General features: G+C 69.7%; 25 protein-coding genes and 1 rRNA gene. 6 read left to right on the top strand and 20 right to left on the bottom strand.

What is annotated here, in order from left to right:
• The 12 genes from ACILRB_RS13960 to ACILRB_RS14015 all read right to left on the bottom strand — a co-directional run.
• Positions 1-368 (bottom strand): 16S ribosomal RNA (locus ACILRB_RS13960); the annotation flags it as partial.
• 947 nt (positions 369-1,315) lie between these two features.
• Complete coding sequence (locus ACILRB_RS13965) at positions 1,316-1,519, bottom strand: DUF1192 domain-containing protein (protein WP_395666904.1); 204 nt, start codon at positions 1,517-1,519, stop codon at positions 1,316-1,318.
• Between the two features lie 87 nt (positions 1,520-1,606).
• The gene (locus ACILRB_RS13970) at positions 1,607-3,334 is read right to left on the bottom strand and encodes a PQQ-dependent dehydrogenase, methanol/ethanol family (RefSeq protein WP_395666928.1); all 1,728 of its coding nucleotides are present in this window, start codon (positions 3,332-3,334) and stop codon (positions 1,607-1,609) included.
• Positions 3,335-3,583: 249 nt separating this feature from the next.
• Entirely contained in the window at positions 3,584-3,892 is a 309-nt protein-coding gene (locus ACILRB_RS13975) for a plasmid stabilization protein (RefSeq protein ID WP_395666905.1), read from the bottom strand.
• Positions 3,893-4,000: 108 nt separating this feature from the next.
• Positions 4,001-4,876, bottom strand: coding sequence for an SDR family oxidoreductase (locus ACILRB_RS13980; protein ID WP_395666906.1), 876 nt, complete (start codon positions 4,874-4,876; stop codon positions 4,001-4,003).
• Positions 4,873-6,030 carry a tRNA epoxyqueuosine(34) reductase QueG gene (queG, locus tag ACILRB_RS13985; RefSeq protein ID WP_395666907.1) on the bottom strand — a complete coding sequence of 386 codons (1,158 nt, stop codon included), beginning with the start codon at positions 6,028-6,030 and terminating at the stop codon, positions 4,873-4,875. The genes ACILRB_RS13980 and queG overlap by 4 nt, the downstream gene beginning before the upstream one ends.
• The gene (locus tag ACILRB_RS13990; protein WP_395666908.1) at positions 6,027-6,719 is read right to left on the bottom strand and encodes a glutathione S-transferase family protein; all 693 of its coding nucleotides are present in this window, start codon (positions 6,717-6,719) and stop codon (positions 6,027-6,029) included. The genes queG and ACILRB_RS13990 overlap by 4 nt, the downstream gene beginning before the upstream one ends.
• Positions 6,720-6,915: 196 nt before the next feature.
• Positions 6,916-7,815: a transglutaminase N-terminal domain-containing protein gene (locus tag ACILRB_RS13995; protein WP_395666909.1), complete on the bottom strand. Its 900-nt coding sequence runs from the start codon at positions 7,813-7,815 to the stop codon at positions 6,916-6,918.
• Entirely contained in the window at positions 7,812-10,331 is a 2,520-nt protein-coding gene (locus ACILRB_RS14000; protein ID WP_395666910.1) for a circularly permuted type 2 ATP-grasp protein, read from the bottom strand. The genes ACILRB_RS13995 and ACILRB_RS14000 overlap by 4 nt, the downstream gene beginning before the upstream one ends.
• A 4-nt stretch (positions 10,332-10,335) precedes the next feature.
• Complete coding sequence (gene mog, locus ACILRB_RS14005) at positions 10,336-10,881, bottom strand: molybdopterin adenylyltransferase (RefSeq protein WP_395666911.1); 546 nt, start codon at positions 10,879-10,881, stop codon at positions 10,336-10,338.
• Between the two features lie 211 nt (positions 10,882-11,092).
• On the bottom strand, positions 11,093-11,911 hold the full coding sequence (gene scpB / locus ACILRB_RS14010; RefSeq protein ID WP_395666912.1) for a methylmalonyl-CoA decarboxylase: 819 nt from the start codon (positions 11,909-11,911) through the stop codon (positions 11,093-11,095).
• 5 nt (positions 11,912-11,916) lie between these two features.
• The gene (locus ACILRB_RS14015; RefSeq protein ID WP_395666913.1) at positions 11,917-12,423 is read right to left on the bottom strand and encodes a hypothetical protein; all 507 of its coding nucleotides are present in this window, start codon (positions 12,421-12,423) and stop codon (positions 11,917-11,919) included.
• 250 nt (positions 12,424-12,673) lie between these two features.
• Between ACILRB_RS14015 and ACILRB_RS14020 the strand changes: the two genes are divergently transcribed.
• Positions 12,674-13,489, top strand: coding sequence for a lytic transglycosylase domain-containing protein (locus ACILRB_RS14020; protein ID WP_395666914.1), 816 nt, complete (start codon positions 12,674-12,676; stop codon positions 13,487-13,489).
• Between the two features lie 108 nt (positions 13,490-13,597).
• Here the strand turns inward: ACILRB_RS14020 and ACILRB_RS14025 are convergent, their stop codons facing one another.
• Both ACILRB_RS14025 and ACILRB_RS14030 read right to left on the bottom strand, forming a co-directional pair.
• Complete coding sequence (locus tag ACILRB_RS14025; RefSeq protein ID WP_395666915.1) at positions 13,598-14,773, bottom strand: phosphoserine transaminase; 1,176 nt, start codon at positions 14,771-14,773, stop codon at positions 13,598-13,600.
• Between the two features lie 192 nt (positions 14,774-14,965).
• Positions 14,966-15,832, bottom strand: a complete 867-nt coding sequence (locus tag ACILRB_RS14030; RefSeq protein WP_395666916.1) for an NmrA family NAD(P)-binding protein — start codon at positions 15,830-15,832, stop codon at positions 14,966-14,968.
• Between the two features lie 134 nt (positions 15,833-15,966).
• Between ACILRB_RS14030 and ACILRB_RS14035 the strand changes: the two genes are divergently transcribed.
• From ACILRB_RS14035 to ACILRB_RS14045, 3 genes are all read left to right on the top strand, one after another.
• Positions 15,967-17,208 (top strand): argininosuccinate synthase, encoded by a 1,242-nt coding sequence (locus ACILRB_RS14035; RefSeq protein WP_395666917.1) that lies wholly within the window; start codon positions 15,967-15,969, stop codon positions 17,206-17,208.
• Positions 17,209-17,279: 71 nt separating this feature from the next.
• On the top strand, positions 17,280-17,783 hold the full coding sequence (locus tag ACILRB_RS14040) for a hypothetical protein (RefSeq protein ID WP_395666918.1): 504 nt from the start codon (positions 17,280-17,282) through the stop codon (positions 17,781-17,783).
• A 66-nt stretch (positions 17,784-17,849) separates the two neighbouring features.
• Positions 17,850-18,350, top strand: coding sequence for a hypothetical protein (locus ACILRB_RS14045; RefSeq protein WP_395666919.1), 501 nt, complete (start codon positions 17,850-17,852; stop codon positions 18,348-18,350).
• 8 nt (positions 18,351-18,358) lie between these two features.
• Here ACILRB_RS14045 and ACILRB_RS14050 read toward each other — a convergent pair whose 3' ends face one another.
• From ACILRB_RS14050 to ACILRB_RS14065, 4 genes are read right to left on the bottom strand one after another with little or no spacing between them, the layout of a single operon-like run.
• Complete coding sequence (locus ACILRB_RS14050; protein ID WP_395666920.1) at positions 18,359-19,384, bottom strand: biotin-dependent carboxyltransferase family protein; 1,026 nt, start codon at positions 19,382-19,384, stop codon at positions 18,359-18,361.
• Positions 19,381-20,094 (bottom strand): allophanate hydrolase subunit 1, encoded by a 714-nt coding sequence (locus ACILRB_RS14055; protein ID WP_395666921.1) that lies wholly within the window; start codon positions 20,092-20,094, stop codon positions 19,381-19,383. The genes ACILRB_RS14050 and ACILRB_RS14055 overlap by 4 nt, the downstream gene beginning before the upstream one ends.
• Entirely contained in the window at positions 20,091-20,864 is a 774-nt protein-coding gene (locus tag ACILRB_RS14060; RefSeq protein WP_395666922.1) for a LamB/YcsF family protein, read from the bottom strand. Before ACILRB_RS14060 ends, ACILRB_RS14055 begins: the two co-directional genes overlap by 4 nt.
• Positions 20,865-20,910: 46 nt before the next feature.
• Positions 20,911-21,657 carry a hypothetical protein gene (locus ACILRB_RS14065; RefSeq protein ID WP_395666923.1) on the bottom strand — a complete coding sequence of 249 codons (747 nt, stop codon included), beginning with the start codon at positions 21,655-21,657 and terminating at the stop codon, positions 20,911-20,913.
• Between the two features lie 282 nt (positions 21,658-21,939).
• Between ACILRB_RS14065 and ACILRB_RS14070 the strand changes: the two genes are divergently transcribed.
• Positions 21,940-22,545 (top strand): Spy/CpxP family protein refolding chaperone, encoded by a 606-nt coding sequence (locus tag ACILRB_RS14070; RefSeq protein ID WP_395666924.1) that lies wholly within the window; start codon positions 21,940-21,942, stop codon positions 22,543-22,545.
• Between the two features lie 60 nt (positions 22,546-22,605).
• On the opposite strand, the gene ACILRB_RS14075 is transcribed toward ACILRB_RS14070, so the two are convergent.
• Together ACILRB_RS14075 and ACILRB_RS14080 are read right to left on the bottom strand one after the other, a co-directional pair.
• Positions 22,606-23,106 (bottom strand): hypothetical protein, encoded by a 501-nt coding sequence (locus ACILRB_RS14075; RefSeq protein WP_395666925.1) that lies wholly within the window; start codon positions 23,104-23,106, stop codon positions 22,606-22,608.
• 33 nt (positions 23,107-23,139) lie between these two features.
• The gene (locus ACILRB_RS14080; protein ID WP_395666926.1) at positions 23,140-24,585 is read right to left on the bottom strand and encodes a sensor histidine kinase; all 1,446 of its coding nucleotides are present in this window, start codon (positions 24,583-24,585) and stop codon (positions 23,140-23,142) included.
• Between the two features lie 465 nt (positions 24,586-25,050).
• Between ACILRB_RS14080 and ACILRB_RS14085 the strand changes: the two genes are divergently transcribed.
• The coding region (locus tag ACILRB_RS14085; protein ID WP_395666927.1) for a 5'-3' exonuclease H3TH domain-containing protein at positions 25,051-25,777 on the top strand (727 nt) is incomplete at its 3' end.

Below are 25,777 nucleotides of genomic sequence, written 5' to 3' on the forward strand. Positions count from 1 at the left end.
ATGGCTGGATCAGGCTTGCGCCCATTGTCCAATATTCCCCACTGCTGCCTCCCGTAGGAGTTTGGGCCGTGTCTCAGTCCCAATGTGGCTGATCATCCTCTCAGACCAGCTACTGATCGTCGCCTTGGTGCGCCGTTACCACACCAACTAGCTAATCAGACGCGGGCCAATCCTTCGGCGATAAATCTTTCCCCAAAAGGGCTTATCCGGTATTAGCTCAAGTTTCCCCGAGTTGTTCCGAACCAAAGGGCATGTTCCCACGCGTTACTCACCCGTCCGCCACTGACGTCCGAAGACGCCCGTTCGACTTGCATGTGTTAGGCCTGCCGCCAGCGTTCGTTCTGAGCCAGGATCAAACTCTCAAGTTGAACTGAGATTTTGTTCCCGACTGGTCACTACTGTTCTCAAGGGCCGCTCAAGACGCCTCACGGCGTCAAGCTTGCCCCTTTCGACGAGTCCCAAGCACACCCGTCTCCCAGACCCGGCCAAAGCCAGGACCAAAAGACGCGATGAACTTAAGATAACGTGACCGTCGAAGTCATTTCTCACTCAGGAGCAAGACCGGTCAATCCAGGCCGAAACCCAAACCAGACCCGCCAGGCTCCCCGCAAGGACCCCGCCGTCCACGTTTCTCTTTCTTCCGATGCAATTGTCAAACAGCGCAGCCGGCGAACCCGAAAGCTCAAACCGACCTGTCATCCAGACCTCGCGCCAGGCCATGCCCAGCCGCGAAACTCCAGTAGACCATATCCGCCTCAAAGCCGCAAGGCCGTCGGCGACGATCAGAACCTAAACCACAGTTCAGATCATGTCAAGAAGAAAATTCAGCAAAATGCAGAACCTTCCCCACCACGCCAAGCAACCCAAAGCTTCCGCCCCAGACTACCAAGCAAACCCTCAAGTCAAACCCCCGCCCCGAAAGACAAGACTAACCAGAGGAGGCCGCCTTACACACCCAGACGAACCAGATGTCAAGCTGTTCAGTCCGAAATTTTTCGAAACCTCTTCGGCGACGCCGTCAATGCTTCCAATTTCGGCCAAACGTCGGCCTGCTTTCGTCCCTGCGACGCCGCGAAACAAGACGCCCCGGCCAGTCAAGCCGATCGGGGGATGTTCTGTCCCGGACATACAGGAAAAAAAGCGAGACGGACAAGGCACCGTTCCAATCAGGAGCAGCGCCGCGTCCGGTGCGCTGGCTTATATGGGAGCCGCCGGCAGTCTGTCAACGCCGCCTTGCAATTTTCTGACGCCCGCGTCGCGAAACGACGACGTCTCGATGACCAGGCCGCCGCGGCGCGGAGCCGGCGCCGAAGAATCAGGTCTTGAAGAAGGCGGCGGCCGCGTCCTTCGCCGCGTTTTTCGCGTCTCTTGCCGCCTCGAGCCGGGCGATCTCGGCGCGCAGGAGCGCGATGCGCTCGTCGAGCTGATGCGCGGACAAATCGTCGAGAGGCCCCCCGACGTCATGCGTCGGAACGCGGCGCGGCGCGGCGGCGAACATGCTCTCGTCTTCGGCGCTCATCGGGGGCCTCCTCTCATCGGGGCGCCGACGATAGCGCGTTTCGCTCCGGCGCGCCCTCCCCTCCGCCGAAGGCTGTGGCCTGACCGCCTATCGCAGCCCGAACACGGTGAGCTGCCCGCCGAGCGTCGTATAGGCCGAGAGCGCCGCATAGACTTCGGGCGAATTCTCGCCCTCCTTCGTTCCCGTGAGGCCGGCCGTCAGCCCCGCGCCGGCCCAGCCGCCGACGCCCGAGAGCACCGCGACATAATCCTTGCCGCCGAATGAAAAAGCGATCGGGTCGCCGACAATGCCCGACGGCGTCTTGAAGCGGAAACGCTCCTCGCCGGTGCGCGCGTCGAGCGCCTTCAGATAACCGTCGAGCGCGCCGTAGAAGACGAGGCCGCCGCCCGTCGCCAGCACGCCCGAGACGACGGGAAAGGTCTCGCCGACGCGCCAGGCGGGCGCGCCCTTGACCGGGTCCCACGCCAGAAGCCCGCCCATCGCGCCGGGATGAGGCGCGGCCACCGAGGTGTCGGCGCCGGTGTAGGGCTGCCCGCGCGCATAGGAGACGCGGAACGGCTCAAAATCCATGCACAGGCTGATGAGCGGAACGTAGAACAGCCCCGTCTGCGGCGAGAAGGCGGCCGGGTTGGCGTTCTTGGCGCCGACGGTCGCGGGGCAGACGCCGCGGGTCGGCGTGTCTTCGCCGGCCGCCTCGGTCGAAAAGGCTTCGTCGAGCACGGGCCGGCCGTAGCCGGGAGAATTTTTGTCGAGATCGATCCGTTTCGCCCAGTTCGCGTCCGGGTCGAATTTGTCGGCGCGCAGCAGCTCGCCGCTTTCGCGGTCGAGCATGTAGGCGAAGCCGTTGCGGTCGAAATGCATGAGCAGCCGGCGCCTGCGTCCGTCCACATCGGCGTCGGTCAGGATCATTTCATTGACGCCGTCATAGTCCCACTGGTCGTGCGGCGTCATCTGGTAGAGCCAGCGCGCGACGCCGGTCTCAAGATCGCGCGCGACGATCGCCGTCGCCCATTTGTTGTCGCCGGGGCGCTGGACCGGATTCCAGGTCGAGGGATTGCCCGTGCCGTAATAGACGAGATCGAGTTCGGGGTCGTAGGAGATGCGCCCCCAGGGGTCGCCGCCGCCAAGGCGCCACTGGTCGCCTTCCCAGCTTTTCAGGCTCGACTCCCGTCCCACGGGCCTGCCAAGCTCGGTCGTGCGCTGCGGATCGACCCGCATGTCGGCGTCGGGCCCTGTCGAATAGGCCCGCCACAGGCGTTTGCCGGTTTTGGCGTCATAGGCGGTCATATGGCCGCGCACGCCATATTCGCCGCCCGAAACGCCGACGAGCACGCGGCCGCGCGCCGCAAAAGGCGCGGAGGTCGCCGTCGCGCCGTCGGCCGGATCGGCGTTCTTCACGCGCCAGCGCTCGGCCCCGGTCGCGGCGTCGAGCGCGACCAGGGTCGCGTCGGCCTGGTAGAGGAACACCAGCCCGTCGTCATAGGCGAGGCCGCGGCTCGCGACGTCGCAGCACATGACGCCGGCGACGGAGGGGTCCTGAACCGGCCGGTAGCGCCAGACGATTCGCCCGTCATGCGCGAGATCGAGCGCGTAGACCGTGTTGGGAAAGGGCGTGTGCGCATAAAGGAGCCCGCCGACGACGAGCGGCGCGCCCTCATGGCCGCGCAGGACGCCGGTCGAGAAGGTCCACAGGGGAACGAGCTCGTGAACGTCGTCGCGATTGATGCGGCTCAACGACGAATAGCGGCGGGCGGCGTAATCAGGATCTGCGTTTGCTCCGCTCCCGGCCTGCGCGCCCGGCTTCGTCGCCGTCAGCGCGCAGGCCACTCCCACGGCCGCGGCCAGCGCGCGCCCTGTCCGGAGTTTGGCGCGGCGTCCGCCTTTCCACGAAAATTCCTGAAGCAAGCCCGGTCCCTCGCAGCGTCTCGCGCGCGAGCTTTGCCAGCGGCGTGCGGGTCCGGCAAGCGTCCCGCGCCGCGCTCTTGGAAAGTTGAGGCTCGCACGCGCGCGCCCTGCGAAGCGGCGCATCGCACAGCCCAAGCCTGCGACGACGAGACGCGCCGCTCAGCCGGCGGCCTTCGCCTTGCGCGTCGCGGCGGCCTTCCTGGCCGAAGCGGAGCGCTCGGAGGCCGGGCGCGCCGCAGCGGCCGCGCCGCCCTTTTCGCCGCCCTTGTGCGCCGCCGGATGGCCCGTGTCGCGACCCCGCCCCGAGCCGCCGGGCTTCTTGCCGCCGCCGTCGTCCTTGTTCACGGTCGCCCAGGCGCGGCGCTCGGCTTCGTTTTCGGCCACGCCTCTGGCCTCATAGCCTTCGGCGATATGCTCGGCCTTGCGCTTCTGCTTGTCGGTGTATTTCGATTTGTCGCCCTGGGGCATGACGCGTCTCCGCCCTCGAAGCGGCCGGCCCCGACGCCGCCATGGCGGCGGGCCGCGCCTTGCGCCGAACGTGTTCGCGCTCCGCGCGTTCCACGCCGGAGGGGCGGGCTACCTGCCCTCCCCTGCCGCCCAGAGGGCGTCGAGCCCCGCCTGATAATTGGGAAAGGCGAGATCGACGCGCAGCTCCTCCTTGAGCCGGCGGTTCGAGGCGCGCTTGTTCTCGGCGTAGAAGCTGCGCGTCATCGCCGACAGATTGTCGGCGTCCTCGATCGGCGTCTCGGGCGGCGGCTCGATCCCCATCAGCCCGGCGGCGTAGGCGACGACGTCCTGCGGCGGCGAGGGCTCGTCGTCGGCGACGTTCCAGACGCCGCCGGGCCCCTCATGGGCGATGGCCGCGGCGATCGCGCGGCTGATGTCCTCGACATGGACGCGGTTGAACACCTGGTCCGGCTTGACGAGGCGATGCGCCCGCCCCTCCTTGAGGTTCACAAGCGCGTTGCGGCCCGGCCCATAGATGCCGGCGAGGCGCAGGATATGCACCGTCTTGTCGCGGCTGCGGCCGATCGCCGCCCATGATTTTTCGGCGTTGAGCCGCGTCGCCGAGCGCTGCGAGCTCGGCGCCGGCTCGCCCGCCTCGTCGACCCAGTCGCCGCCGCGGTCGCCATAGACGCCGATGGTCGAGAGATAGACGATGATCTGCGGCGTGCGCATCGAGGCGATCTTCTGGCCGAAGCGCGCCAGCACCGGATCGACCGAGACGCCCGGCGGAATCGAGATCAGGAGCACGTCGGCGGCGAGCAGCTTTGGCAGGATCGCCGGATCTTCGCGGTCGGGCCCGAACACGAGCGCCTCGACCGGGCCGCCGGCGAAGGCGGCCGCGCCTTCGGGCGTGCGCACCGTGCCGGCGATCCCGTCGAAAAGGTCGCCGAACCTTGCGATGAAATCCTGCGCGCAATAGCCGAGGCCGAAAGCGAAAAGCTTCATGTCTGCCGATCCTTTTTGATGAGCGCGAGCGCCGCCTTCCATTCGCGCAGGACGTCCGCGTCGTCCTCGCGCGCGGCGAGACGCCGGCGCTCGCCGAGAAATTCAGGCCGAAGGCGCGCCAGCGCCCAGACCGCCATGGCCCGGACGATCGCGTCGGGCGATTCAAGATGCGCCGCGACGGGCGCGGCGAGGGCCGCCTCGCGCGAATTGCCGGCGGCGACGAGAACATTGCGCAAAAACCGCGCGTGGCCGATCCGCTTCACCGGCGAGCCTGCGAAAAGGGCGCGAAAAGCGGCCTCGTCAAGGCGAAGCAGCGTGTCGAGGCGCGGCGCGCGCAGATCCGCGCGGGCCTGAAGCTTCGCCTCGCGCGCGGCTTCGGCGAATTTGTTCCAGGGGCAGGCCGCGAGGCAGTCGTCGCAGCCATAGACGCGCGCGCCGATCTTTTCGCGCAGCGCGGCCGGGATATGGCCCTTGTGCTCGATGGTCAGATAGGAGACGCAGCGGCGCGCGTCGAGCACGTAAGGCTTTGGAAAGGCCTGCGTCGGACAGGCGTCGAGACAGGCGCGGCAGGAGCCGCAGCGGTCTTCCTCGGGGGCGTCGGGCGCGAGCTCGAGCGTCGTGAAGATCGAGCCGAGGAACAGCCAGGAGCCGAAGTCGCGCGAGACGAGATTGGTGTGCTTGCCCTGCCAGCCGAGCCCCGCCGCCTGCGCGAGCGGCTTCTCCATCACCGGGGCCGTGTCGACGAAGACTTTCACGTCGGCGCCGCCGAGCCCGTCGCGCCGCGCCGCGGCGACGAGAAAGCCGGCGAGCTCCTTCAGCCTGCCCTTGACCACGTCATGATAGTCGCGATGGCGCGCATAGACGGAGATCGCGCCCGCGCCCGGCTGGTCGAGCGCGAGGCGCGGGTCCTCGTCGGGGCCGTAGTTGAGGCCGAGCATCAGCACGCTGCGGACTTCGGGAAACAGGGCGCGCGGATCGGCGCGGCGCTCCGCCGTCTCCTCCATCCAGCCCATGTCGCCGTGAAAACCGGCCGCCACCCAGTCGCGCAGCCGCGCGCCGGCCTCTGGCGCGAGCGCGGCCGGGGCGACGCGCATCGTGTCGAAGCCGAGCGCCTTCGCCTTGCCTTCGAGACGCTTCCGGAATCCCGCGTTCAAAAATCGAGGTCGGCGTAGACCGGCGCGGGAGACAGGCCCGGCAGCCGGTCGGCGAGCAGGGAGCGGAAGGCCGGGCGCGATTTCACGCGTGCGTACCAGAGCTTCGCCGTTTCGAAGTCTTCCCATGGGACGTCGCCCAGAAAATCGACGCAGGAGAGCTGCGCCGCGGCGGCGAGATCGGCGTGGGTCAGGCGGTCGCCCGCGAGCCACTTCCGCGCGCCGGACAGATATTCGACGTAACGCAGATGAATGCGGATGTTCGACCGCGCCGCGCGCACGAGCTCCATGTCGGGCGCGCCGCCGCCTTTCTCGCGCGGACGGTAGCGCTTGTAGACCTTCTCGGTCACGAGCCAATCGGTGACCTCGCGGAAGAATTTTTCGCAGAACCAGCGGGTGAGCCGCCGCACCTCGATGCGCGAGATCGGGTCTTCGGGCAGAAGCCTGTGCTTGCCGAGCGCGACGCCGCGGGTCTCGTCGAAATATTCGGCGATCACGGAAGCGCCGGGAGCGACGATGTTCGGCTCCTCGATCAGCACCGGCGTCTCGCCGGCGGGATCGAGGATTAAAAAGTCGCGCCGCCGCTCGAAGGCGTCCTCCTCGATCAGGCGTGGCTCGACGCCATATTCGCCGAGCAGGAGGCGCACGAACCGCGAATGGGCGCAGAGCGGATGATGATAAAGCGTTATCATTCAGCTTTCGGGCTCGGGAGGACGGACCGCGCGTGAGAAGAACGGCTGCGGCCCCCGGCTGCGGCGACGGCGTGGGCCGAGACTTCTCAATTCGAGGTGAAGAATTCGTTAAATTTGCGTCCGCCGTCCCGTCGCCGCGCGAAACATGTCCCGCGCCGGGACGCGTTCGGCGAGGCCGGGCTTCCCCAAGCCGCGCCTACTCCGCCTCGACCTCGAGCTCCTCGCGCGGCACCACGTCGACCTGCACGTCGACGTCCTGCTCCTTGGTGCCGAGAATGATGCCGGCGACCGGCGAGATGTCGGCGTAGTCGCGGCCCTTGGCCAGCGTGATGTGGTCGTTGCCGATCATCATGGAGTTGGTCGGATCGAGATCGACCCAGCCGGCCTCCTCGCCGCACCAGACCGAGACCCAGGCGTGCATGGCGTCGGCGCCTTCGAGCCGCTTCTTGCCCGGCGGCGGAATGGTGCGGATGTAGCCCGAGACATAGGCCGCGGGCAGGCCGAGGCCGCGCAGCGCCGAGATCATGATATGGGCGAAGTCCTGGCAGACGCCGCGCTTCTTCTCGAAGGCTTCGGAGATCGGCGTCGAGACGACCGTCGCCTTGGGATCGTATTTGAAGTCGGCGCGGATGCGCCGCATCAGCTCGGCCGCGCCCTCGAGCGTCGGCCGGCCGGGCGGAAAGCTTTCGCGCGCGTAGTCGACGGCCGGGGCGAAGCGCGGCACGAAGCGGCTCGGCTGAAGGAAATGGACCGGCGAGTCGCGGCCGAGCGACTGCGAGTCGAAGGCCTGCTCGCGCACGATCTCGAAGGCCGGCGTCGAAGCCGGGTCTGGCGGCGGGTCGCGGTCGACGTCGACTGAGGTGTCGACCTCGACGACGAGCTCGCTATGCGCCGTGGTGATGGTCATGGAGGAGACGAGATTGCCGAAGAAGCAGACGCGCTCGACCATCTGCGCCGGCTTCGGGTCGATGATCAGCCTGTTGGCCAGCACCTTCTGGCCCGGCATGTCGATCGGCGAGAGCCGCAGCGAGCAGTGGGCGTAGCGCACCGGCGCGCCATATTCATAAGTCGTCACATGGTGGATGTCGTAGATCACGCGAGCCCCATCCATCGGTCGGCGCGGGCGTTGTGCGGCCCCTGCAGGAAATAGCGCGCGGCGATCGAATCCGCCAGTTCAAGGAGGCGCTTCTCGAACTGGAGCAGAAGCTCGGCGTCAAGATCGGCCGCGACCGCGGTGGCGACGTCGGCGCGCAGCTTCACGACCTGCCGGCGCGGCTTTTCGAGCATGCCGTCGTCGGAGAGCACCGGCAGGCTGGCGAGATGCTCCTCGAGGCGCTCGACCTGGAAGGCCACCGAGCGCGGATTGAACGGATCGAGGATGATCATGTCGCGCACGGTGTTGAGCTCGACCCCCATCAGATAACGCGAGCGGTAGGTGATCTGCGAATCGGCGAGGTCGAGCAGCACTTCGAGATCGTCGAAGGGCGCGGCCGGCGCGGCGAACTGCCGCGCGAAACGGCAGGCGTTGATCGCCCGCTCGACGCGCCGGCCGATGTCGAACAGGCGCCAGCCGGCCCCGCGGTTCATGTTCTCCTGGGCGAGGCCTGAAATCGCCGAGATCACGCGCAGCGCCGCGTCGGCCTGCTCGGAGGCCTCGGCCTCGCTGCGCACCGGCTTGCGGGCGTCGCCGAGCGACTGGTCGAGGTCGTCGATCAGCTTCCAGGTGTCGGGCGACAGGCGCTCGCGGATGAAGGAGGCGGCGCGGCGCGCGTCGCGCACGAGCGAGAGGGCCGAGCCATAGTCCTTGTCCGAATGCAGCGCGATGGCGCTGAGCGCCAGCGGATCGCGCGTCCGCGCCTTGGGCGCGGCGTGCCAGGAGACAAGCAGGGCGATGATCTTCGACACGGTGAGCCCGGCGTTGCCGGTCTCGGCGTCGGTGTTGACCATGCGGCCGGCGAGGCAGCGGATGAGGCGCAGCGTCGCCTCGACCCGCTCGAGATAGCGCCCGAGCCAGAACAGATTGTCGGCGGCGCGGCTCGGCAGATTGCCCATCAGGCGGCGGATGCGCGCCGTGTCATGGGTCGGCAGCAGCGTGACCATCTCGACCGGCTGGTCGTCGAGCACCCAGACGTCGGCGGACTGGACTCCGTCGCCCATCGACACGGCGCGCGCGTCGGCGCGGTCCGAGATGCGGCAGAAGCCGCCCGGCATGACCGACCAGCCGTCCTTGGTGCGGGCGGCGTAGACGCGCAGCACGAACGGGCGCGGCGTCAGCCGGTCCTCGTTCCAGACCGGCGTCGTCGACAGATTGACGACCTCCTGCCCCACATAGTCGACGCCGCGCTCCTTGACGTAGCCCGTGAGCTTCGCGCGCTCCTCGGCGTTGAGGAGGCCCGCGACGACCGGCTGGCTCTGCGGGAAGCGCAGCACCGGATTGCCGAAGGCGCCGGCGATGGCGAGCTCGTCGAAATTGTCGAGCACCGCGGCGCGCTCGGCCTGCTGCCCGCACCACCAGGTGGCGATGTTGGGCAGCAGCAGATCCTCGCCCAGGATCTTGCGGCACAGCTTCGGCATGAAGCTCAGCATGGCCGGGCCTTCGAGCACCCCGGAGCCGAGCGCGTTGGCGAGCACGACGCCGCCCTCGCGCACCGCCTCGACGAGGCCGGCGACGCCGAGCCGCGACTGGCTGTTGAGCTCGATCGGATCGGCGTAGTCGCCGTCGACGCGCCGCCACAGCACGTCGGCCTGCTTGAGGCCGGCGATGGTGCGCACATGGACCTTGTCGTCGCGCACGGTGAGGTCGCCGCCCTCGACCAGCACGAAGCCGAGGTAGCGCGCGAGATAGGCCTGCTCGAAATAGGTCTCGTTGAGCGGCCCCGGCGTCCACAGGCAGATGCGCGGGTCGGACCGCGTCGCGAGCTTCGACAGCCCGACGCGGAACGCCTGGAAGAAGGGCGCGAGGCGCTCGACGTTCATGCCGCGGTAGAGCGCCGGGAAGGCGCGCGACAGCACCAGCCGGTTGGCGAGCGCGTAGCCCGCGCCCGACGGCGCCTGCGCGCGGTCGCCGAGCACCCACCAGCGCCCGTCCGGGCCGCGGCCGAGGTCGACGGCGATGAACTGCAAAAAGGTGCCGCCCGGCGGCCTCACGCCATGCAGCGGATGCAGGAAGTCGGGCGAGCCGGCGACGACCGCGGCCGGCAGGTCGCCGGCGGCGATCAGCCGGCCCTCGCCATAGACGTCGGCGAGGATGCGTTCGAGCAGCTCCGCGCGCTGCTCGACGCCGCGGGCGATCTGCTCCCATTCGCGCGATTCGATCAGCAGCGGGATATGCGACAGCGGCCAGGGGCGCTCGGCCGTCTCGCCATAGCTGCGATAGAACACGCCGGTGTCGCGGATGTTGCGGTCGGCGGCGGCGAAGCGGCGCCCGATCTCCTCGTCGCCGAGCTGGGTCAGCGAATTGAGATAACGCAGCCAGTAGGGCCGCGGCTTGCCGTCCTCGCCGATGAATTCGTCGGGAATGCCGGGCAGGGGCCGGTAGCCGTCGATCATGGCCGACAGGCGCTGGGCGGGCGAGGGCTCGCTCATATTGTCGATGGCGTCGCTGAGGCTCATGGCGCTATTGTTTCGGCCTGAAGGATTTCATCACCGCCGGATCGGTTTCGAGCCGCGCGGCGCCGATGAGATCGAGACAATAGGGAACCGCCGGAAACACCGCGTCGAGACAGGTCTCGATGGCCGCGGGCTTGCCCGGCAGGTTGATGACGAGGCAGGCGCCGCGGTGCGCGGCGATCTGCCGCGACAGGATGGCGGTCGGAACTTCCCTGAGGCTGACCGCGCGCATGGCTTCGCCGAAGCCCGGCAGGACGCGCGGCGCGGCGGCTTCGGTCGCCTCGGGCGTCAGGTCGCGCGGCGCGGGGCCGGTGCCCCCCGTCGTCAGCACGAGGTCGCAGCCGGCCTCGTCGGCGAGCGCGACCAGTTCGTCGCGCACGCGCTCGAAACCGTCGGGAATGAGGCGGCGCTCGATCTCGAAGGGAGAAGCCAGGACTCGCGTCAGATAGGCGACGATCGCCGGTCCGCTCAGATCCTCATAGGAGCCGGCGCTGGCCCGATCGGAGATGGTGACGACTCCGATCCTCGCCCCGCGCTTGCCGTCCTGCGCCATTCAAAGCCTTTCGCATGCTGTCCGCCCGGGCTTTCGCCGCAAGGCGCCGCCGCGCCCTTATATAACGCAACGCGTGAGGAACGCGGCCCAAAAAAAGACGCCGCGACGATTGAGTTTATTCTAGAGAAAGATCACGCCGGCTTGAAGCCGAGTTTGCAGGCCGCCGCGCCGCTGTCGCGGGCGGAAAGCCTGAAGATTCGGCGCCCGCGCCTTACCGCCCGAAGCGCGGGCGCCGCTTGGCGCGGAAGGCGGCGAGGCCTTCGGCGTAGTCGGCGCCGCCAAGAAGCGCGCGCCGGCGCCGCTCGACGTGCGCCAGCGCCTCCGTCGCCGCGCCTTCCTCGACGAGAAGACGAAGCTCCTCCTTGACGAGCGCGATCGCGTCGGGCGCCCGCGTCGCGATCAGGCGGGCGAGCGCCAGGGTCTTTTCCTCAAGCTCGGCCGCGGCGCACAGCCGGTTGACGAGCCCCCACGCCAGCGCCGTCTCGGCGTCGATCGGCTCCGCCGTGAAGAACAGCTCCTTGATGCGGTTGACCGGAAGACGCGCTACGAAATGGCGCAGCCCCGCCGCGTGATAGGGAAGGCCGAGGGCGGCCGGCGTCATGGCGAAGCTCGCGCTTTCATCGGCGAGCACGAGGTCGCTCGCCAGCGCCAGTTCGAGGCCCGCGCCCCAGACCGAGCCGCGCACCTGCGCGAGAATCGGAAACGCCGCCGCGCGCATCGCCCGCAGCGCTCTCGGCAGCGGATCGTCGTCGCCCAGCATGTCGAGGCCGGGACCAAGCTCGCCGACGTCATGTCCGGCCGACCAGACCCCGCCGGCCGGCGCGGCGCGCAGGATCGCGGCCCGCGCGCCCTTCGCCTCAAGGCTCGACAGCGCGGCGACGATCTCGCCGAGCAGCCCCGCGCAGAGCGCGTTGCGCCGCCGCGGATTGTCCAGCGTGAGAACGCCGACGCCGTCCTCGAACGACACGCGCAACAGCCCCGCGCCGCCCTGCCCTTCGGGCGCGGCCGGGCGAACGGCTCCATTGTCCATGGACGCTACTTCCCGGCCGGCGAAAAATCCTGATTGGCGAAGGGCGAGGACGCGGGCCGGACAATCTTCACGAAAGCGATCTCCGCCGCCGTATGGCAGGCGTTGCAGGCCGCCGTCGCCTGATCGAGGAGGTCCTGGACCTTCGCGCCCTCGCCCGCCAGCGCCTCCGCCTCGATCTTGCCGATCGGCGTCGCGGCGGCCACCACATAGTCGATCGGGATATTGCTGTAATAGACCGCGGCGGAGGCGAGCGTCTGATTCAGCAGATGCGCTTCAAAGGCGACGAGCGGCCAGTTCTTCGCGTCGGCGGCGAGCGACAGCCTCATGTGGCGCTGCTGGATGAAGCCCATCAGATCGGCGAGCGAGATCGAATAGCGCTGCTCGCCGACGCTCTGCGCGAAAACGTTGGCGCTCTCCTGCGCGCGTGAGCCCGAAGCCGCCAGCCACGCGCCGCCGCCGAGGGCGAGAGCGGCCAGCGCGAAAGCCCGCGTCCCTGCCTGAAAAGTCTTCATCGCGCCTGTCTCCCCTTGAAAAACGGCCCGCCGGCCGCCGGCGCGAAGCTTTACCGCAGGCGCGGCGCAAGTCGACCCCCCTTCCCTTCCTCCGCCTGGCCGCGGCGGCGCGGACGGATTTGCGCGGGCCGCCGCGCGCCGCGATTGAACGGCAAAGCCTCTGGCCTTAACAGAAGGCGCCCGCGTTCCGTCGGGGCCTTTCTCGCGTTTTCCGCCGGACGCTCTCCGGCGGCTTCCCGGAGCTTTGCGCATGCGTTCGACGACGCGCCTTTTCGCCCTCGCTCTCGGCCTTGCGGGCGCCGCGCCCGCCATGGCCGCGACCTGCGACGACCCGCGCGGCTTTACGGCCTTCCTCGCCGACATCAGGACGGAGGCGGCGGCGCAGGGGATCGCGCCCGCGGCGGTCGCGGCGCTCGACGGGCTGACGCCTGAACCGAAGGTCGTCTCGCTCGACCGCGGCCAGCATGTGTTCAAGCAGAGCTTCGAAGAATTTTCAGCGCGCATGATCAGCCCGTCGCGCCTGAAGCAGGGGGCGAACAGGCTCAAGCAATATGGCTCGGCGCTGTCGCGCATCGAGGCGGCCTATGGCGTGCCGGGGCCGGTGATCGTCGCCATCTGGGGGCTTGAGACCGACTATGGCGCGGTGACCGGCGACGTGTCGACGCTGCGCGCGCTCGCCACCCTCGCCTTCGACTGCCGCCGCAGCGCGAAGTTCCAGGGCGAACTGCTCGACGCCCTGCGCCTCGTCGCGCGCGGCGACCTCAAGCCCGCCGAGATGAAAGGCGCCTGGGCGGGCGAACTCGGCCAGGCCCAGTTCATGCCGTCGTCCTATCTGAAATATGCGGTCGACTTCAATGGCGACGGGCGGCGCGACCTGTTGCGCGACCCGCTCGACGTGATGGCCTCGATCGCCAATTATCTCAAGGAGCACGGCTGGAGAAGCGGCGCCGGATGGGAGCCGGGCGAGCCCAATTTCGACGTGATCAGGCAATGGAACGCCGCCGACGTCTACGCCCGCACCATCGCCGCCTTCGCCACGAAACTCGCCGCGACGCAGGCGCAATAGACGCAGGCGCGACAGCCGCGGCGTCGCGGATAAAACGAAAAAGCGCCTCCGTCGGAAGGCGCTTTTCAAGATTTGGTCGTCTCGGGGACCGGGCCGCCAGCCAGAGGCTCAGGCGGCTTGCGCGAAAACCTCGGTCCGCGCCCGCGCGAAGGCGTAGTCGAGCCATTGCGTCAGAAGCTCGAGGTCGGCCGCGTCGACCGTCGCCCCGCACCAGATGCGCAGGCCGGGCGGCGCGTCGCGATAGGCGTTGACGTCGAAGGCCGCGCCTTCGGCGTCGAGGAAATTGACCATCTCGGAGGCGACCCGCGCCTCGGCCTCGCGCCCGCCGCGCGTGACCGCCGGATCGACGATGCGCAGGCAGATCGCGGTCGTGGAGCGGATCGCGGGATCGGCCGCGAGGAACTCGACCCAGGGGGTGCGCTCGACCCAGTCCGACATTGCGCGGGCGTTGGCCTCGACGCGCGCGTAGAGCGCCGGCAGGCCGCCGATCGACTTCGCCCAGCCGAGCGCGTCGAGATAGTCCTCGACGCAGAGCATCGACGGCGTGTTGATGGTCTCGCCCTCGAACACGGCTTCGAGGATGCGGCCCTTCTCGGCGAGGCGGTAGATTTTCGGCACCGGCCAGGTCGGAATATGGGTTTCGAGGCGCTCGGCCGCGCGCGGCCCGAGGATCAGCATGCCATGCGCCGCCTCGCCGCCCAGCACCTTCTGCCAGGAGTAGGCGACGACGTCGAGCCGGTCCCAGTCGAGCTTCAGCGCGAAGGCGGCCGAGGTCGCGTCGCAGATGGTCAGGCCCTTGCGGTCGAGCGGAATGACGTCGGCCGAGGGGACGCACACGCCGGAGGTCGTGCCGTTCCAGGCGAAGATCACGTCCTTGTCGAAATCGACGGTCGAAAGGTCGATCGTTTCGCCATAGTCGGCGACGCGGGCGCTGGCCTGCGGCAGGCGCAGCTGCTCCATGAGGTCGATCGCCCAATGCTCGCTGAACGCCTCCCAGGCGATCGCCTCGACCGGGCGCGGGCCGAGCAGCGACCACATGGCCGCCTCGACCGCGCCGGTGTCGCCGCCCGGAATGATGGCGATGCGATGCGTTTCGGGGACTTCGAGGACTTCGCGGGTGAGGTCGATGGCGCGCTTGAGCTTGGCGCGATTGCCGGCGGAGCGATGCGATCGTCCGGCGGCGTAGCCGCTCAGCGCTTCAAAGCTCCAGCCCGGCCGCTTGGACGCCGGACCGCACGAAAAGAAAGGCCGCGCCGGCTTCCCGGCGGGGGTCGCAATGGTCATGATCCGCCATCCTTCCAGATGTGCGCCCTTCGTTGGGGAAGGGTGTCCCATCTATCGGGATAAGATCAAACGCGGAGACGGTCAAGGCTGCGACATGCGGCTTTTCGTCTATCGCACGCCGCTTTCAGGGACGCCGGTCTTTTGGACCCGCGTCGGCGGCGGCTTCCCTCGTCCCTGCCGCGAAGGCCGCGCCTAGCCGCGCGCCGCGACAAGCTCGGCGACGACGGTTTCGAGTTCGACTTCGCCCTTCAGGGTTCCGGCCGCGCCGCTTTCAAAATCGATCCACCCCTCGTTGAAGCCGTCAAGCATCGCGATGCGGGGAAGCGGGTTGGCCATGCCCTGCGCGACGAACAGCGAGTCCCATGTCTCGCGCGGGACGCGCTCCGCGCGCACCGGCCGCCCGAGCGTTTTGGCGAACGCGCCGGCGAGGTCGTTCGGCGAGACGCGGCGCGGCCCCTCGAGTTCGACGATCCGGCGCCCCTCCCAGCTTTCACGCAGCATCCGGGCCGCGACCCGGCCGATGTCAGCCGTGGCGACCATCGGGAACGCCCTGTCGAGCGGCTGCAGAAAGCTCCTGACGATCCTCGTCTCGCGCGCCGGCGCGACGTCCCACGCCGCGTTCTCCATGAACCACGCCGCCCTCAGGAAGGCGGCCGGGACCGGGAGCGTCGCGAACTGCCGCTCCATGATTCCGAGCCAGCTCAGCAGGCTCGGGCGCGTCGCCTGCGCGCCGATCGTCGAGAGCGCCACGATCCGGCGCGGCCGGGCCGACGCGATCGCCTCGGTCAGGGCCGCAAGAATCCTCAGCATCGCGGGATTGCCGGGGGCCGGGTCGAACGCCGGGGGCAGAAGGATGAACGCGCCTTCCGCGCCGCTCAGCGCCGCCGTGAGCGCCGGAACGTCGGCGTAGTCGGCCAGCGCGGTCTCGCAGCCGAGCCGCGCCCAGGCGGCGATCTTCTCCGCGTCGCGGCCCACGGCGCGCACCGGCGCGCCCGAGGCGAGCAGGCTCCGCGCTAAGGCCCCGCCGACCTGTCCGGTGATTCCTGTGACGACATACATTGCGAGACCCGCCGGCTTGCGCTGAAAAGCGTCGCCTCTATAGTCGCGCGTTGTTTCGCCTTCAAGAACAAGCTTTCTTTCGACTTGCCCGCCTTCGACTCGCCCACATTCGCCTTGCCCATTCGGAAATCCTCATGCCGCAGCCCAAAAACGACGTCAAAAAAGTGGTTCTCGCCTATTCGGGAGGGCTCGACACGTCGATCATCCTGAAATGGCTCGAGACGACCTATGGCTGCGAGGTCGTGACCTTCACCGCCGATCTCGGCCAGGGCGAGGAGATCGAGCCGGCGCGCCAGAAGGCCATTCTGCTCGGCGTGAAGCCCGAGAACGTGTTCATCGAGGACCTGCGCGAAGAATTCGTGCGCGACTACGTCTTTCCGATGTTCCGCGCCAACGCCCAGTACGAGGGGCTTTATCTGCTCGGCACCTCGATCGCCCGCCCGCTGATCGCCAAGCGGCAGATCGAGATCGCGAAGGCGACCGGCGCCGACGCCGTCTGCCATGGCGCGACCGGCAAGGGCAACGACCAGGTGCGCTTCGAGCTTTCGTATTACGCGCTCGACCCGGAGATCAAGGTGATCGCGCCCTGGCGCGAATGGGATCTCGCCTCGCGCACCCAGCTCATCGACTTCGCCGAAAAACACCAGATTCCGATCGCGAGGGACAAGCGCGGCGACGCGCCCTTCTCGGTCGACGCCAACCTGCTGCATTCCTCCTCCGAGGGCAAGGTGCTCGAAGACCCGGCGCAGGAGACGCCCGACTACGTCTATTCGCGCACGATCAATCCCGAGGACGCGCCGGACAGGCCGACCTATGTCGAGATCGATTTTGAAAAAGGCGATCCGGTCGCGATCGACGGCGAGGCGCTGTCGCCAGCCACGCTGCTGGCGCGGCTCAACGAGATCGGGCGCGCCAACGGCGTCGGGCGGCTCGACCTCGTCGAGAACCGTTTCGTCGGCATGAAGTCGCGCGGCATGTATGAGACGCCGGGCGGAACGATTCTCTATGTCGCCCATCGCGGAATCGAATCGATCACGCTCGACCGCGGCGCGGCGCATCTCAAGGACGAGCTCGCGCCGAAATATTCCGAGCTGATCTACAACGGCTTCTGGTTCTCGCCCGAGCGCGAGATGCTGCAGGCGCTGATCGACAAGAGCCAGGAGTTCGTGACCGGCCGCGTCCGCGTCAAGATCTACAAGGGCTCGGCCCATGTCGTCGGCCGCTCGAGCCCCTATTCGCTCTATGATCAGGAGCTCGTCACCTTCGAGGAGGGCGCGGTCGCCTATGACCATCGCGACGCGGCGGGCTTCATCAAGCTCAACGCGCTGCGCCTGCGCACGCTCGGCAAGCGCGCGCGCAAAATCGCGCAGGGGTGAGCGGCCGGACGCTCATGTTTCATTCATCCCGCGCGCGGCATAGTCGGCGTCCGATTTCGAAAGGAGACGACATGGCTTCACGCAAAGCCGGCCGCGCCGGCCTTGGAACCGGCCTCGGTCTCGGGCTCGGGCTCGCCCTGGGCCTCGCCTTCGGCGGCGGGGCCTCCGCCGCGCCTTTCGCCGACGGCGGCCTCGCAGCGCTCGGCCGCGCCCCCGCGCTCGAGACGCAGGACATCCAATATATGTGGGGCGGCCGGCGCTACTGCTGGTACGCCACTGGCTGGCAGGGCCCCGGCTGGTACTGGTGCGGCTACGCCTGGCGGCGCGGCGTCGGCTGGGGCGGCCCGCCCGGCTGGCGCGGCTGGCGCCACCCGCCGCCGCCGCCCGGCGGCTGGCGTCATCGCCCGCCCCCGCACGGCGGATGGCATCGGCCGCCGCCCCCCGGCGGATGGCACGGACGTCCGGGACATCCGCCGCCGGGCGGATGGCATGGCGGGGCGCATCCGCCGCACGGCGGCATGCGTCCGCCGGGCGGGGGACGCCCGCCCGGGCCGGGCCCGAACCGGGCCCATTGAGCCGTGGCTGAAAAGACGCGAACCGCCCCGGCGGTTCGCGCATTGAGCGGGCGACCGGGAGAGAACATGCGTCACCTTGCCGTCTTCGCCGCCCTCGCCTTTGGCGCGACCGGCGCCGAATCCGCGCCCACAGGCTTTCGGCCCGGCGCGGCCGTTGCCGCCGCGCCCGTCGAAAAGGCGCAATATTACGAAGGCGGGCGCCGCATGTGCTGGTACCCGAACAACATCGACGGGCCGGGCTGGCGCCCCTGCGGCTATAACTGGCGTCGCGACGCCGGGCCGCGCGGAAACCCGCCGAGCGCCGTCCAGCGCGGCGGCCGCGGCCCCGTCACGCCGCCGACCTGGGCCGGGCGCCAATGGGGTCCGGGCTATGGCGTCCCGCCGCAGTCGGGCGCGCCCACCCGCCGCGGGCCCTCCGGCCAGCCGGTCCGGCCCGGCGCGCGCCCCGGCCAGACGCAGCTTCCGCCGGGCTGGATCGCGCCGCCCGGCCAGAGCTTCTCGGGGCCGCAGAACCGCCCTTACACCATGAGCCCCAGCCCGCTTCAGAAACGCCCGGGCCAGATGTAGCCGCCGGGCTACGGGCGTCCGTCCGTCACGCCAGACACGAGGTTGACCGCAAGGAGCCGCCGCGTGGTCGCCGCCCGCGCGAGCGGGCGCAGGCGGCGCGCCGCGGCGCCTGTCCGCTGGTCGAGCGCGCGCCGCGCCGCGAGCGCGTCGTCGAGCGTCGTCGCCATGAACCGGACGCTCTCGCCCGGCCGCGTCTGCGCAAGGCGGCCGAGATCGGCCGAAATCACATGCGCGATCTTCGGATAGCCGCCGGTCGGCTGGCGGTCGGCCATGAGCACGAGCGGCTGGCGGTCGCCGGCGATCTGCACCGCGCCCATGGCGAGCCCGTCCGACACAATGTCGAAGCCGCGCGCATGAGTGACCGGCGGCCCGCTCAGCGCATAGGCCATGCGGTCGGCGCGCGGGGTCAGCGCATAGGCGCCCGACAGAAAGGCGGCGATCGCGTCCGGCCCGAAATAATCGTCCTGCGGCCCGAGAATCACGCGCAGCGGCGCGTCGTGCGGGGCAAGGTCGAAGCTGTCGTCGGGACAGGCCTCCCCGACCTCGGTCACGGCGCGCGCGCCGACCGGCAGGACGTCGCCGGCGCGCAGCATGCGCCCTTCGAGGCCGCCCATGCCGGAGCGCGTGTGGGTCGCGCGCGAGCCGAGTTCGGGCGGCGTCAGGAAACCGCCCGCGACCGAAAGATAAGCGAAGACGCCGCGCCCGCCCGGCCGCGCCGAAAGAACCTCGCCGGGGCCGAGCATGAGCCGCGCCGCCGGGGGCAGCGGCTCGCCGGCGCGCCGCCATGAAAAGCCGCCGCCGGCGAAGGCGAGCGCGAGCGGCGCGCCCTCGCTCGTCACCGAAATCCCGCCCGGCCCGATCTCGACCGCAGCCGCCTCGCCGTCATTGCCGGCGAGCGCCGCCGCGGCGGCGAAGGCCTGCGGGTCCATCGGCCCCGCCGGCGTCACGCCAAACCGCATGAAGCCGAAGCGGCCCTGATCCTGAACGGTCGCGCCGGGGCCGGCCGCGACGATCCGCAGGCCCGTCGCGCTCACGGCGTGGCCAGTCTCAGGCCGACGCCCTCGGCGTCGAGCGCGGCGAAGCGCGCCGCGTCGATCGGCTCGAACGTGATTTCGTCGCCGACCCCGGCCTGCGCCATCGGGGTTCGCCCCGCGTCGAACACGCGCGCCGGCGTGCGGCCGATCATGCGCCAGCCGGTCGGCATGGGCAGGCTGGCGATCAGCGCCTGACCGCCGGCGATGAGCAGCGCGCCGCGCGGGATCGGCGGGCGCGGCGAGGGCCGGCGCGAGATCGTCAGCGCGTCGGGCAGGCCGCCAAGGAACAGGAATCCCGGCGCGAAGCCATACATGAAGACGCGATAGACGGCGCCCGCATGCCGCGCCGCGACCTCGCGCGGGGGGAGCCCGAGCGCCGCCGCGGTCTCGTTAAGGTCTTCGGCGAGCGCCGGGTCGTAGCAGGCCGGCGCGATCCAGCGGCGTGGCGGGCGCGGCGCGGGCGTGGCCGCCGCAAGCGCGCGCGCGCTTGCGCCGAGCGCGGCGAAGGAGACGCGCTCGGGGTCGTAATGGATGGTGAGCGAGCGATAGGTCGGGGTCGTCTCGATCACGCCGTCGAGGCGCGCGACGGCGAGCGCCGCGTCGAGCGCGGCGACGCGGTCGTTGAGCGCGGCGTCGATCGTGTCGCCGAACTCGACGGTCAGCGCCCGGTCTCCGGCCGGCAGCAGTTTTGGCGCGCCGGCGTCGCTCATGCGGCGGGGACGGCGAAAGGCCGCACGCTCACGCCCGCCGCTTCGAGCCGCCGGCGCAGGAGGCGCGCCGCCTCGACCGCTTCAGGGTGGTCGCCATGGACACAGACCGAATCGATCGCGGTCGGGATTCTTCGGCCCGAGAGCGTGACGATCGCCCCCTCTTCCACCATCGTCGCCGCGCGTTCGGCGATGCGCCGCGCGCCGCACAGCACGGCGCCGGGCGCGCCGCGCGGGGCGAGGAGCCCGTCCTCGCCATAGCCGCGGTCGGCGTAGATCTCGGCCGCCGTCGGCAGCCCGAGCGCCCGCGCCTCGCGTTCGAGCGCGCTCGCGGCGACGGCGAGAAAGCCGAGACGGGCGTCGACGGCGCGCACGGCCCGGGCGAGCGCGCGGGCGACGTCCGTCTCGGCCATGGCGAGATTGCTCAGCGCCCCATGCGGCTTGACGTAAAGGACGCGCGTTCCGGCGAGCGCGGCGACGCCCTGCGCCGCGCCGATCTGATAGGCGCACAGGCGCTCGATTTCGGAGAGCGTGAAGCGCTGCGGCCGGCGCCCGAAGCCCCAGAGATCCGGGTAGCCCGGATGGGCGCCGAGCGCGACGCCTTTCCGGGCGGCGGCGGCGAAGGTCTCGGCCATGATCTGCGGATCGCCGGCGTGAAAGCCGCAGGCGACGCTGGCGCTCGACACGACGTCGAGCATGGCCGCGTCGTCGCCAAGGGCGTAGGGCCCGAAGCCCTCGCCGCAATCGCAGTTGAGATCGACCGCCCGCCGCATCGCCGCCTGATATAGCGCAAAAGGCGGGCGCGACGAAACTGCGCCGCTATCTTTGCGGACGGCCGCGCTTCATCTGCTGGTCGATCAGCATGTTGGCGATCGTCATGCGCCGCGCCGCGTCGCCGCGCAGCGCGGGCGCGAAACGGTCGGGGTGGTTTTTCTTGGCGAAGTCGCGCCGGATGCGGCGCAGATCGTCGATGGCGAGCCCCGAGCGCAGGCCGAGTTCGGCGGCGATGGCGGCGTCTTCGTCGCGCGGGGCGGGCGCGGGCCGCGCCGGCGCGGGGGCCGCCTGCGGCTTTTCAGGGGTTTGCGCGCGGCGAAAGCCCCTGAAGGCCGCGGCGACGAGCCGCCGCATGGCGTGGACGGGATTGAGCTTTGGCGGCTCCGGGCGCTTCGGCTCGGTTTTTGGCGCCTCGGCTTTTGGCGCCTCGACTCGTGTCGTCTCGGCCCGCGTCGCCTCTCGCGCAGGGCCGTCGGCGCGGGCGTCGTCCGGCGCGCGCTCCGCCTCGGAGGCCTCTTCGATGAAGGACTTTTCAGGCGCGGGTTTTTCGGGAACGGCCTTTTCGGCGGAGTCGGCGGCGCGCGCGAAATGCGCCGCCTGCGCGGCCCGCGCGCGCGCCTGCGCGCCGGCGAGCCAAGAGACGTCGACCGCGGGCGCGGCCCTCGCCGCAGCCGCAGGCTCCCCACGCGGCGACGACGCGGCGGGCGCAGGCTCCGCGCGCGACGGGGACGGGCTGCGAAGGCCGGCGAGAATGTCGTCGAAAGCCGCGGCGTTGGTCTTCTTGCGCGTCATGTTGCGGCGAACTCCCCGGCCCAGCGCTCCAATCTGGCGCGACTGTGCCGGGACGCGGTTGAATTTTCGTTAAGCATTCCGCGAGAATTAGGCCCCCGGGCTCCCTCCGGGCGCGCCGCAAACCTAACGAAACCTTCATTTGAAGGGCCCCGCGCCGGTCGCTAGAGCCAATCCGTCGGCCCCAGCGCCGCCGGCCGCCGGACGCCGCAACCGTCCGGCGCGCGACACACAAGCCGCACCCCATGCGGCGCGGCGGCGCAGCCATTGGAGCAGAGAATTCCCATGCGACCTGTTCTCGCGACCGCAGCGCTTCTCGCCGGCGGCCTTTCGCTCGCCGCCTTCAACGCCACGGCCCAGCCCGCCTCGCCGCCCCCGCCGCCCGCCGGCGCGCCCGCGCCGGGAGGCCCCGGACCCGGCCCTCGTGCGCACGGGGACAGGGACCGGCCGGAGCGTCCGCGCTTTTCGGCCGCCGACCGCGAAGCCTTCTTCGACGCCCATCTCGCCGGGCTGCACGCCGGCCTCAAGCTGTCGCCCGAGCAGGAGAAGCTGTGGCCGCCGGTCGAGGCGGCCATCCGCGCCGCGGCCAAATCCGCGGCCGAGCGCTTTGAAAAGCTGCGCGCCGAGCGCCCCGCCGACATGATCGCCTGGCTGCGGCGCGCGAGCGACGACGCGGCCGCCCGCAGCCAGTCGCTGAAGTCCGTCGCCGACGCCGCGGCGCCGCTCTACCAGTCGCTGACCGAGGAGCAGAAGGCGCGCCTGCCGCATCTTTTGCGCGGCCCCTGGGCGCGCGGGCTCGGCTTCTTTCCGCCGCATCACATGATGATGGGCCCGATGAAGAAAGGCCCCGAGGGCGGCGCGCCGGAGCATGAGGACGACGACGACGATTAAAACCTGAACAGCCCCGCCGCGGCCGGCGCCGCGGCGGGGTTTTCGCGCGGGGCCTTGGGCTCAGGCCGGGATCTTCAGCGCCCTGCCGACCTCGGCGACGGTCGCCTTCTCGGCCTCCGTCACCTTGACGCCGCCAAAGCCCAGGAAACCGCCCTCCGACGCCGATTCGGCGACTTTCTCGGCGAGGCTCCTGAGCCACGCCTTGAACGCCGGCGCCTCCTGCGGCGCCTTGGCGTCGACGAGTTCGCCGACGCTCTCGAGCGCCGCGACGGCCGCGTCGCGCAGCTCCGCGGGTTTCTTGCCGCCGATCTCGGCCTGCAGCGCGTCACGCGCGCGGGCGCGGGCGTCGCCGCTTTCGAAATCATCGGCGACGGCGCGGGCGAGCGGCCCCGCCGCAGCGTCCGTGCGGGCCGCAAGCAGCGCGCTTCCGCTCGCCATGCCTTCCTTGAGCATGCCAAAGAGGCCGCTCGGCTCGGCCATGGTCACGGCGACGCCGGCGAGCAGCGGCGCGGAGAGAATCTTCGCCCAGTCGGCGTCCGAAAAATCCGTCTTTCCCGTCATCCTGTCCTCCCTTTTCGAGCCTGCGTCGAGGCGTCAGCGCGCCGCGCGCAGCGGAACCAGCATGCGCAGGCGAAAGCCCTCGGGCTCGTAGACGACGTTCACCTCGGCGCCGATCTGCTGCGACAGCACGCGCTTCAGCAACATCGAGCCAAACCCCTCGCGCCCGGGCGGATCGACTTTCGGGCCGCCCGTCTCGCGCCACTCCCAGCGCAGCGCGGAGCCGGTGGTGTCGCGCGAAAGACCCCATTCGACGTCGACGCGGCCGGCCTCGCCCGCGAGCGCCCCATATTTGACGGCGTTGGTCGTCAGCTCATGAACGGCCATGCCGAGCGGCACGGCGATCTGCGAGGCGAGCTCCACATTCGGCCCGTCGAGCCGGACGCGAACCCCGTCGCCGCCGTAGACGTCAAGCTCCTGGCGCAGCAGATGCGCGAAGGACACGCACTGGTCGAGCTCGTCGGTCATGATCGCATGGGTCTTGGCGAGCGAGGCGATGCGGCCGGCGAAGGCCTCCTGAAACTCCTCGATGGTCGCCGACGTGCGCGCGGTGGTGTTCATCACGCCCTGGACGGTGGCGAGCGTGTTGCGCACGCGATGGTGCAGCTCGCGGATCAGCAGCGCCTGCCGCTGCTCGGCGAGGGCGATCTCGGTCGTGTCGGCGCCTTCGACGAAGACGCCGGTGACCGCGCCCGATTCGTCGCGCATCGGCTGGCAGGTCACGTCGACGAAATACTCCTGCGGCCGGCCCGTGGCGTCGTCGAGCATGACGCGCAGCTTGCGCCCCGCGAAGGCCTCGCCGGAGGCGTGGACGTGCTCGATGACCTCGAAATAGCCCTGCCCTTCGAGCTCGGGCAACACGTCGCGCAGGCGACGCCCGAGGGGGTCGCGCCCGCCGATGAGGTCGAGATAGCTCTGGTTGGCGAATTCATAGACGAGTTCGGGCCCGCGCAGGACGCACATGAAATTGCTCGCCTTCATGAACACCCGACGCAGATGGTGCGCCGTGGCGAGCAGAGTGTGGTTCAGGAGCCGGATCATCTCGAAGCGCTCGGGCGGCGAGGCGGGCTCCGCGGCTCCGGCGGGCTCGATGACGCCTCCGGCCGGCCGGGGCGATCCGATGTTCGAGATGTCCATCGTGGTCTGGACGATATGGGCGACCTTGCCGTCGGCGTCGAACAGGGGCGTGTGGGAACAGCTCCAGCGCCGCGGCTCGATCCCTTCGGCGCCCGCGATCGGATAGTCGAGCACCGGAATCATGTCGGCGACGCCATGGTCGCGCACGCGCTCGAAAGAGGAGAGCAGCGCGGTCCTGCCGGCCTCCTCGGCCGGAAAGGCGTCGAACACATGGGCGCCGATCAGGTCTTCGCGTCGGCGGCCGGTCACGTTCAGATAGGCCTCGTTCGCGGCCACGATGTCGAAACGCGCGTCCATCACCATGGTTGGCGTCGGCAGGCTCTTGAAGACAGCCTCGAAGTCCATGCGCGCGACCGCTTTCATCCTGTTTCATGGACGACGCCGCGCTCCTTCAGGGAGGCGGCGCCGAAAGCCTTCGCCCCGCCGAGGCTCTCGACTACGACGGGGCGCGTCCTACGGCAAGAACTCGGCGCTTTCTCAAGATCGGGTGAGTGAATTTGGGACGGAGGCGTGTTCGCAAGGCCGGTCACGAACGATCCTTAAATCCTTTCCGGCGCTTCTTCTTGACGTGGAAGTCGGGAAATTTGCAGAAACGCTCAGACGGAAAGCCGGCTCCATTCGTTGCGAGGTTTCAATCCCGGCAGGGCGTCGCGCCGACGACCGTGGCGGCGCGAGAAGCGACGACGCATCAAGCCTTAACGTCCGTAAGGCGCGGCGTCGGTTCAATAACGCCGCTGCGTCCGTTTGGTTTCGCGCCGCGCCCGCGCTGGCCTTCACCGCGCGTTTGCGCCATTGTGCCGGCCTCCGCCAATGAGCCGCCTCAAGGCGCAGGACCGCTCCATGCCGCCCGTCGATCCGCCGTCCGAGCCGAAAGCGCATGTCTTTCTGGTCGACGGCTCCTCCTTCGTGTTCCGCGCCTATTTCCAGTCGATCCGGCAGGACGCGAAATATAATTACCGTTCCGACGGCCTGCCGACGGGCGCGGTGCGGCTGTTCTGCGCCAAGATCCTGCAGTTCGTGCGCGACGGCGCGGCCGGCGTGCGGCCGACGCATCTCGCCATCGTCTTCGACAAGTCGGAGAACTCCTTCCGCAAGGAGCTCTACCCGCCCTACAAGGCGAACCGGAACGAGCCGCCCGAAGATCTCGTGCCGCAGTTCCCGCTGATGCGCGCCGCCGTGCGCGCCTTTGGCCTCACGCCGATCGAGCAGGACCGCTTTGAGGCCGACGACCTCATCGCCGCCTACGCCCGCAAGGCCGCGGAGGCCGGCGCCGACGTCACCATCATTTCCGCCGACAAGGACCTGATGCAGCTCGTGCGGCCCGGCGTCTCGATGTATGACCCGGCGCAGGGCGAGGCCGGCGCGAAAGGCTCGCGCGAGGAGCGGCGCATCGGCGTCGAGGAAGTTTTCGCCTATTTCGGCGCGCCGCCCGACAAGGTCGTGGACGTGCAGGCGCTCGCCGGCGATTCGACCGACAATGTGCCGGGCGCGAAAGGCGTCGGCCTCAAGACCGCCGCGCAGCTCATCGGCGAATATG

This window comes from Methylocella sp. (assembly GCF_044226135.1).
In the GTDB taxonomy this organism is placed as follows: Bacteria; Pseudomonadota; Alphaproteobacteria; order Rhizobiales; family Beijerinckiaceae; genus Methylocapsa.

Coding starts and splice junctions, on each gene's coding strand:
- ACILRB_RS13965 (WP_395666904.1), bottom strand. CDS start 1,519: ATGAGCGCCGAAGACGAGAGCATGTTCGCCGCCGCGCCGCGCCGCGTT.
- ACILRB_RS13975 (WP_395666905.1), bottom strand. CDS start 3,892: ATGCCCCAGGGCGACAAATCGAAATACACCGACAAGCAGAAGCGCAAG.
- ACILRB_RS13980 (WP_395666906.1), bottom strand. CDS start 4,876: ATGAAGCTTTTCGCTTTCGGCCTCGGCTATTGCGCGCAGGATTTCATC.
- ACILRB_RS13990 (WP_395666908.1), bottom strand. CDS start 6,719: ATGATAACGCTTTATCATCATCCGCTCTGCGCCCATTCGCGGTTCGTG.
- ACILRB_RS14000 (WP_395666910.1), bottom strand. CDS start 10,331: ATGAGCCTCAGCGACGCCATCGACAATATGAGCGAGCCCTCGCCCGCC.
- mog (WP_395666911.1), bottom strand. CDS start 10,881: ATGGCGCAGGACGGCAAGCGCGGGGCGAGGATCGGAGTCGTCACCATC.
- scpB (WP_395666912.1), bottom strand. CDS start 11,911: ATGGACAATGGAGCCGTTCGCCCGGCCGCGCCCGAAGGGCAGGGCGGC.
- ACILRB_RS14015 (WP_395666913.1), bottom strand. CDS start 12,423: ATGAAGACTTTTCAGGCAGGGACGCGGGCTTTCGCGCTGGCCGCTCTC.
- ACILRB_RS14020 (WP_395666914.1), top strand. CDS start 12,674: ATGCGTTCGACGACGCGCCTTTTCGCCCTCGCTCTCGGCCTTGCGGGC.
- ACILRB_RS14025 (WP_395666915.1), bottom strand. CDS start 14,773: ATGACCATTGCGACCCCCGCCGGGAAGCCGGCGCGGCCTTTCTTTTCG.
- ACILRB_RS14030 (WP_395666916.1), bottom strand. CDS start 15,832: ATGTATGTCGTCACAGGAATCACCGGACAGGTCGGCGGGGCCTTAGCG.
- ACILRB_RS14035 (WP_395666917.1), top strand. CDS start 15,967: ATGCCGCAGCCCAAAAACGACGTCAAAAAAGTGGTTCTCGCCTATTCG.
- ACILRB_RS14040 (WP_395666918.1), top strand. CDS start 17,280: ATGGCTTCACGCAAAGCCGGCCGCGCCGGCCTTGGAACCGGCCTCGGT.
- ACILRB_RS14045 (WP_395666919.1), top strand. CDS start 17,850: ATGCGTCACCTTGCCGTCTTCGCCGCCCTCGCCTTTGGCGCGACCGGC.
- ACILRB_RS14055 (WP_395666921.1), bottom strand. CDS start 20,094: ATGAGCGACGCCGGCGCGCCAAAACTGCTGCCGGCCGGAGACCGGGCG.
- ACILRB_RS14060 (WP_395666922.1), bottom strand. CDS start 20,864: ATGCGGCGGGCGGTCGATCTCAACTGCGATTGCGGCGAGGGCTTCGGG.
- ACILRB_RS14065 (WP_395666923.1), bottom strand. CDS start 21,657: ATGACGCGCAAGAAGACCAACGCCGCGGCTTTCGACGACATTCTCGCC.
- ACILRB_RS14070 (WP_395666924.1), top strand. CDS start 21,940: ATGCGACCTGTTCTCGCGACCGCAGCGCTTCTCGCCGGCGGCCTTTCG.
- ACILRB_RS14075 (WP_395666925.1), bottom strand. CDS start 23,106: ATGACGGGAAAGACGGATTTTTCGGACGCCGACTGGGCGAAGATTCTC.
- ACILRB_RS14080 (WP_395666926.1), bottom strand. CDS start 24,585: ATGGACTTCGAGGCTGTCTTCAAGAGCCTGCCGACGCCAACCATGGTG.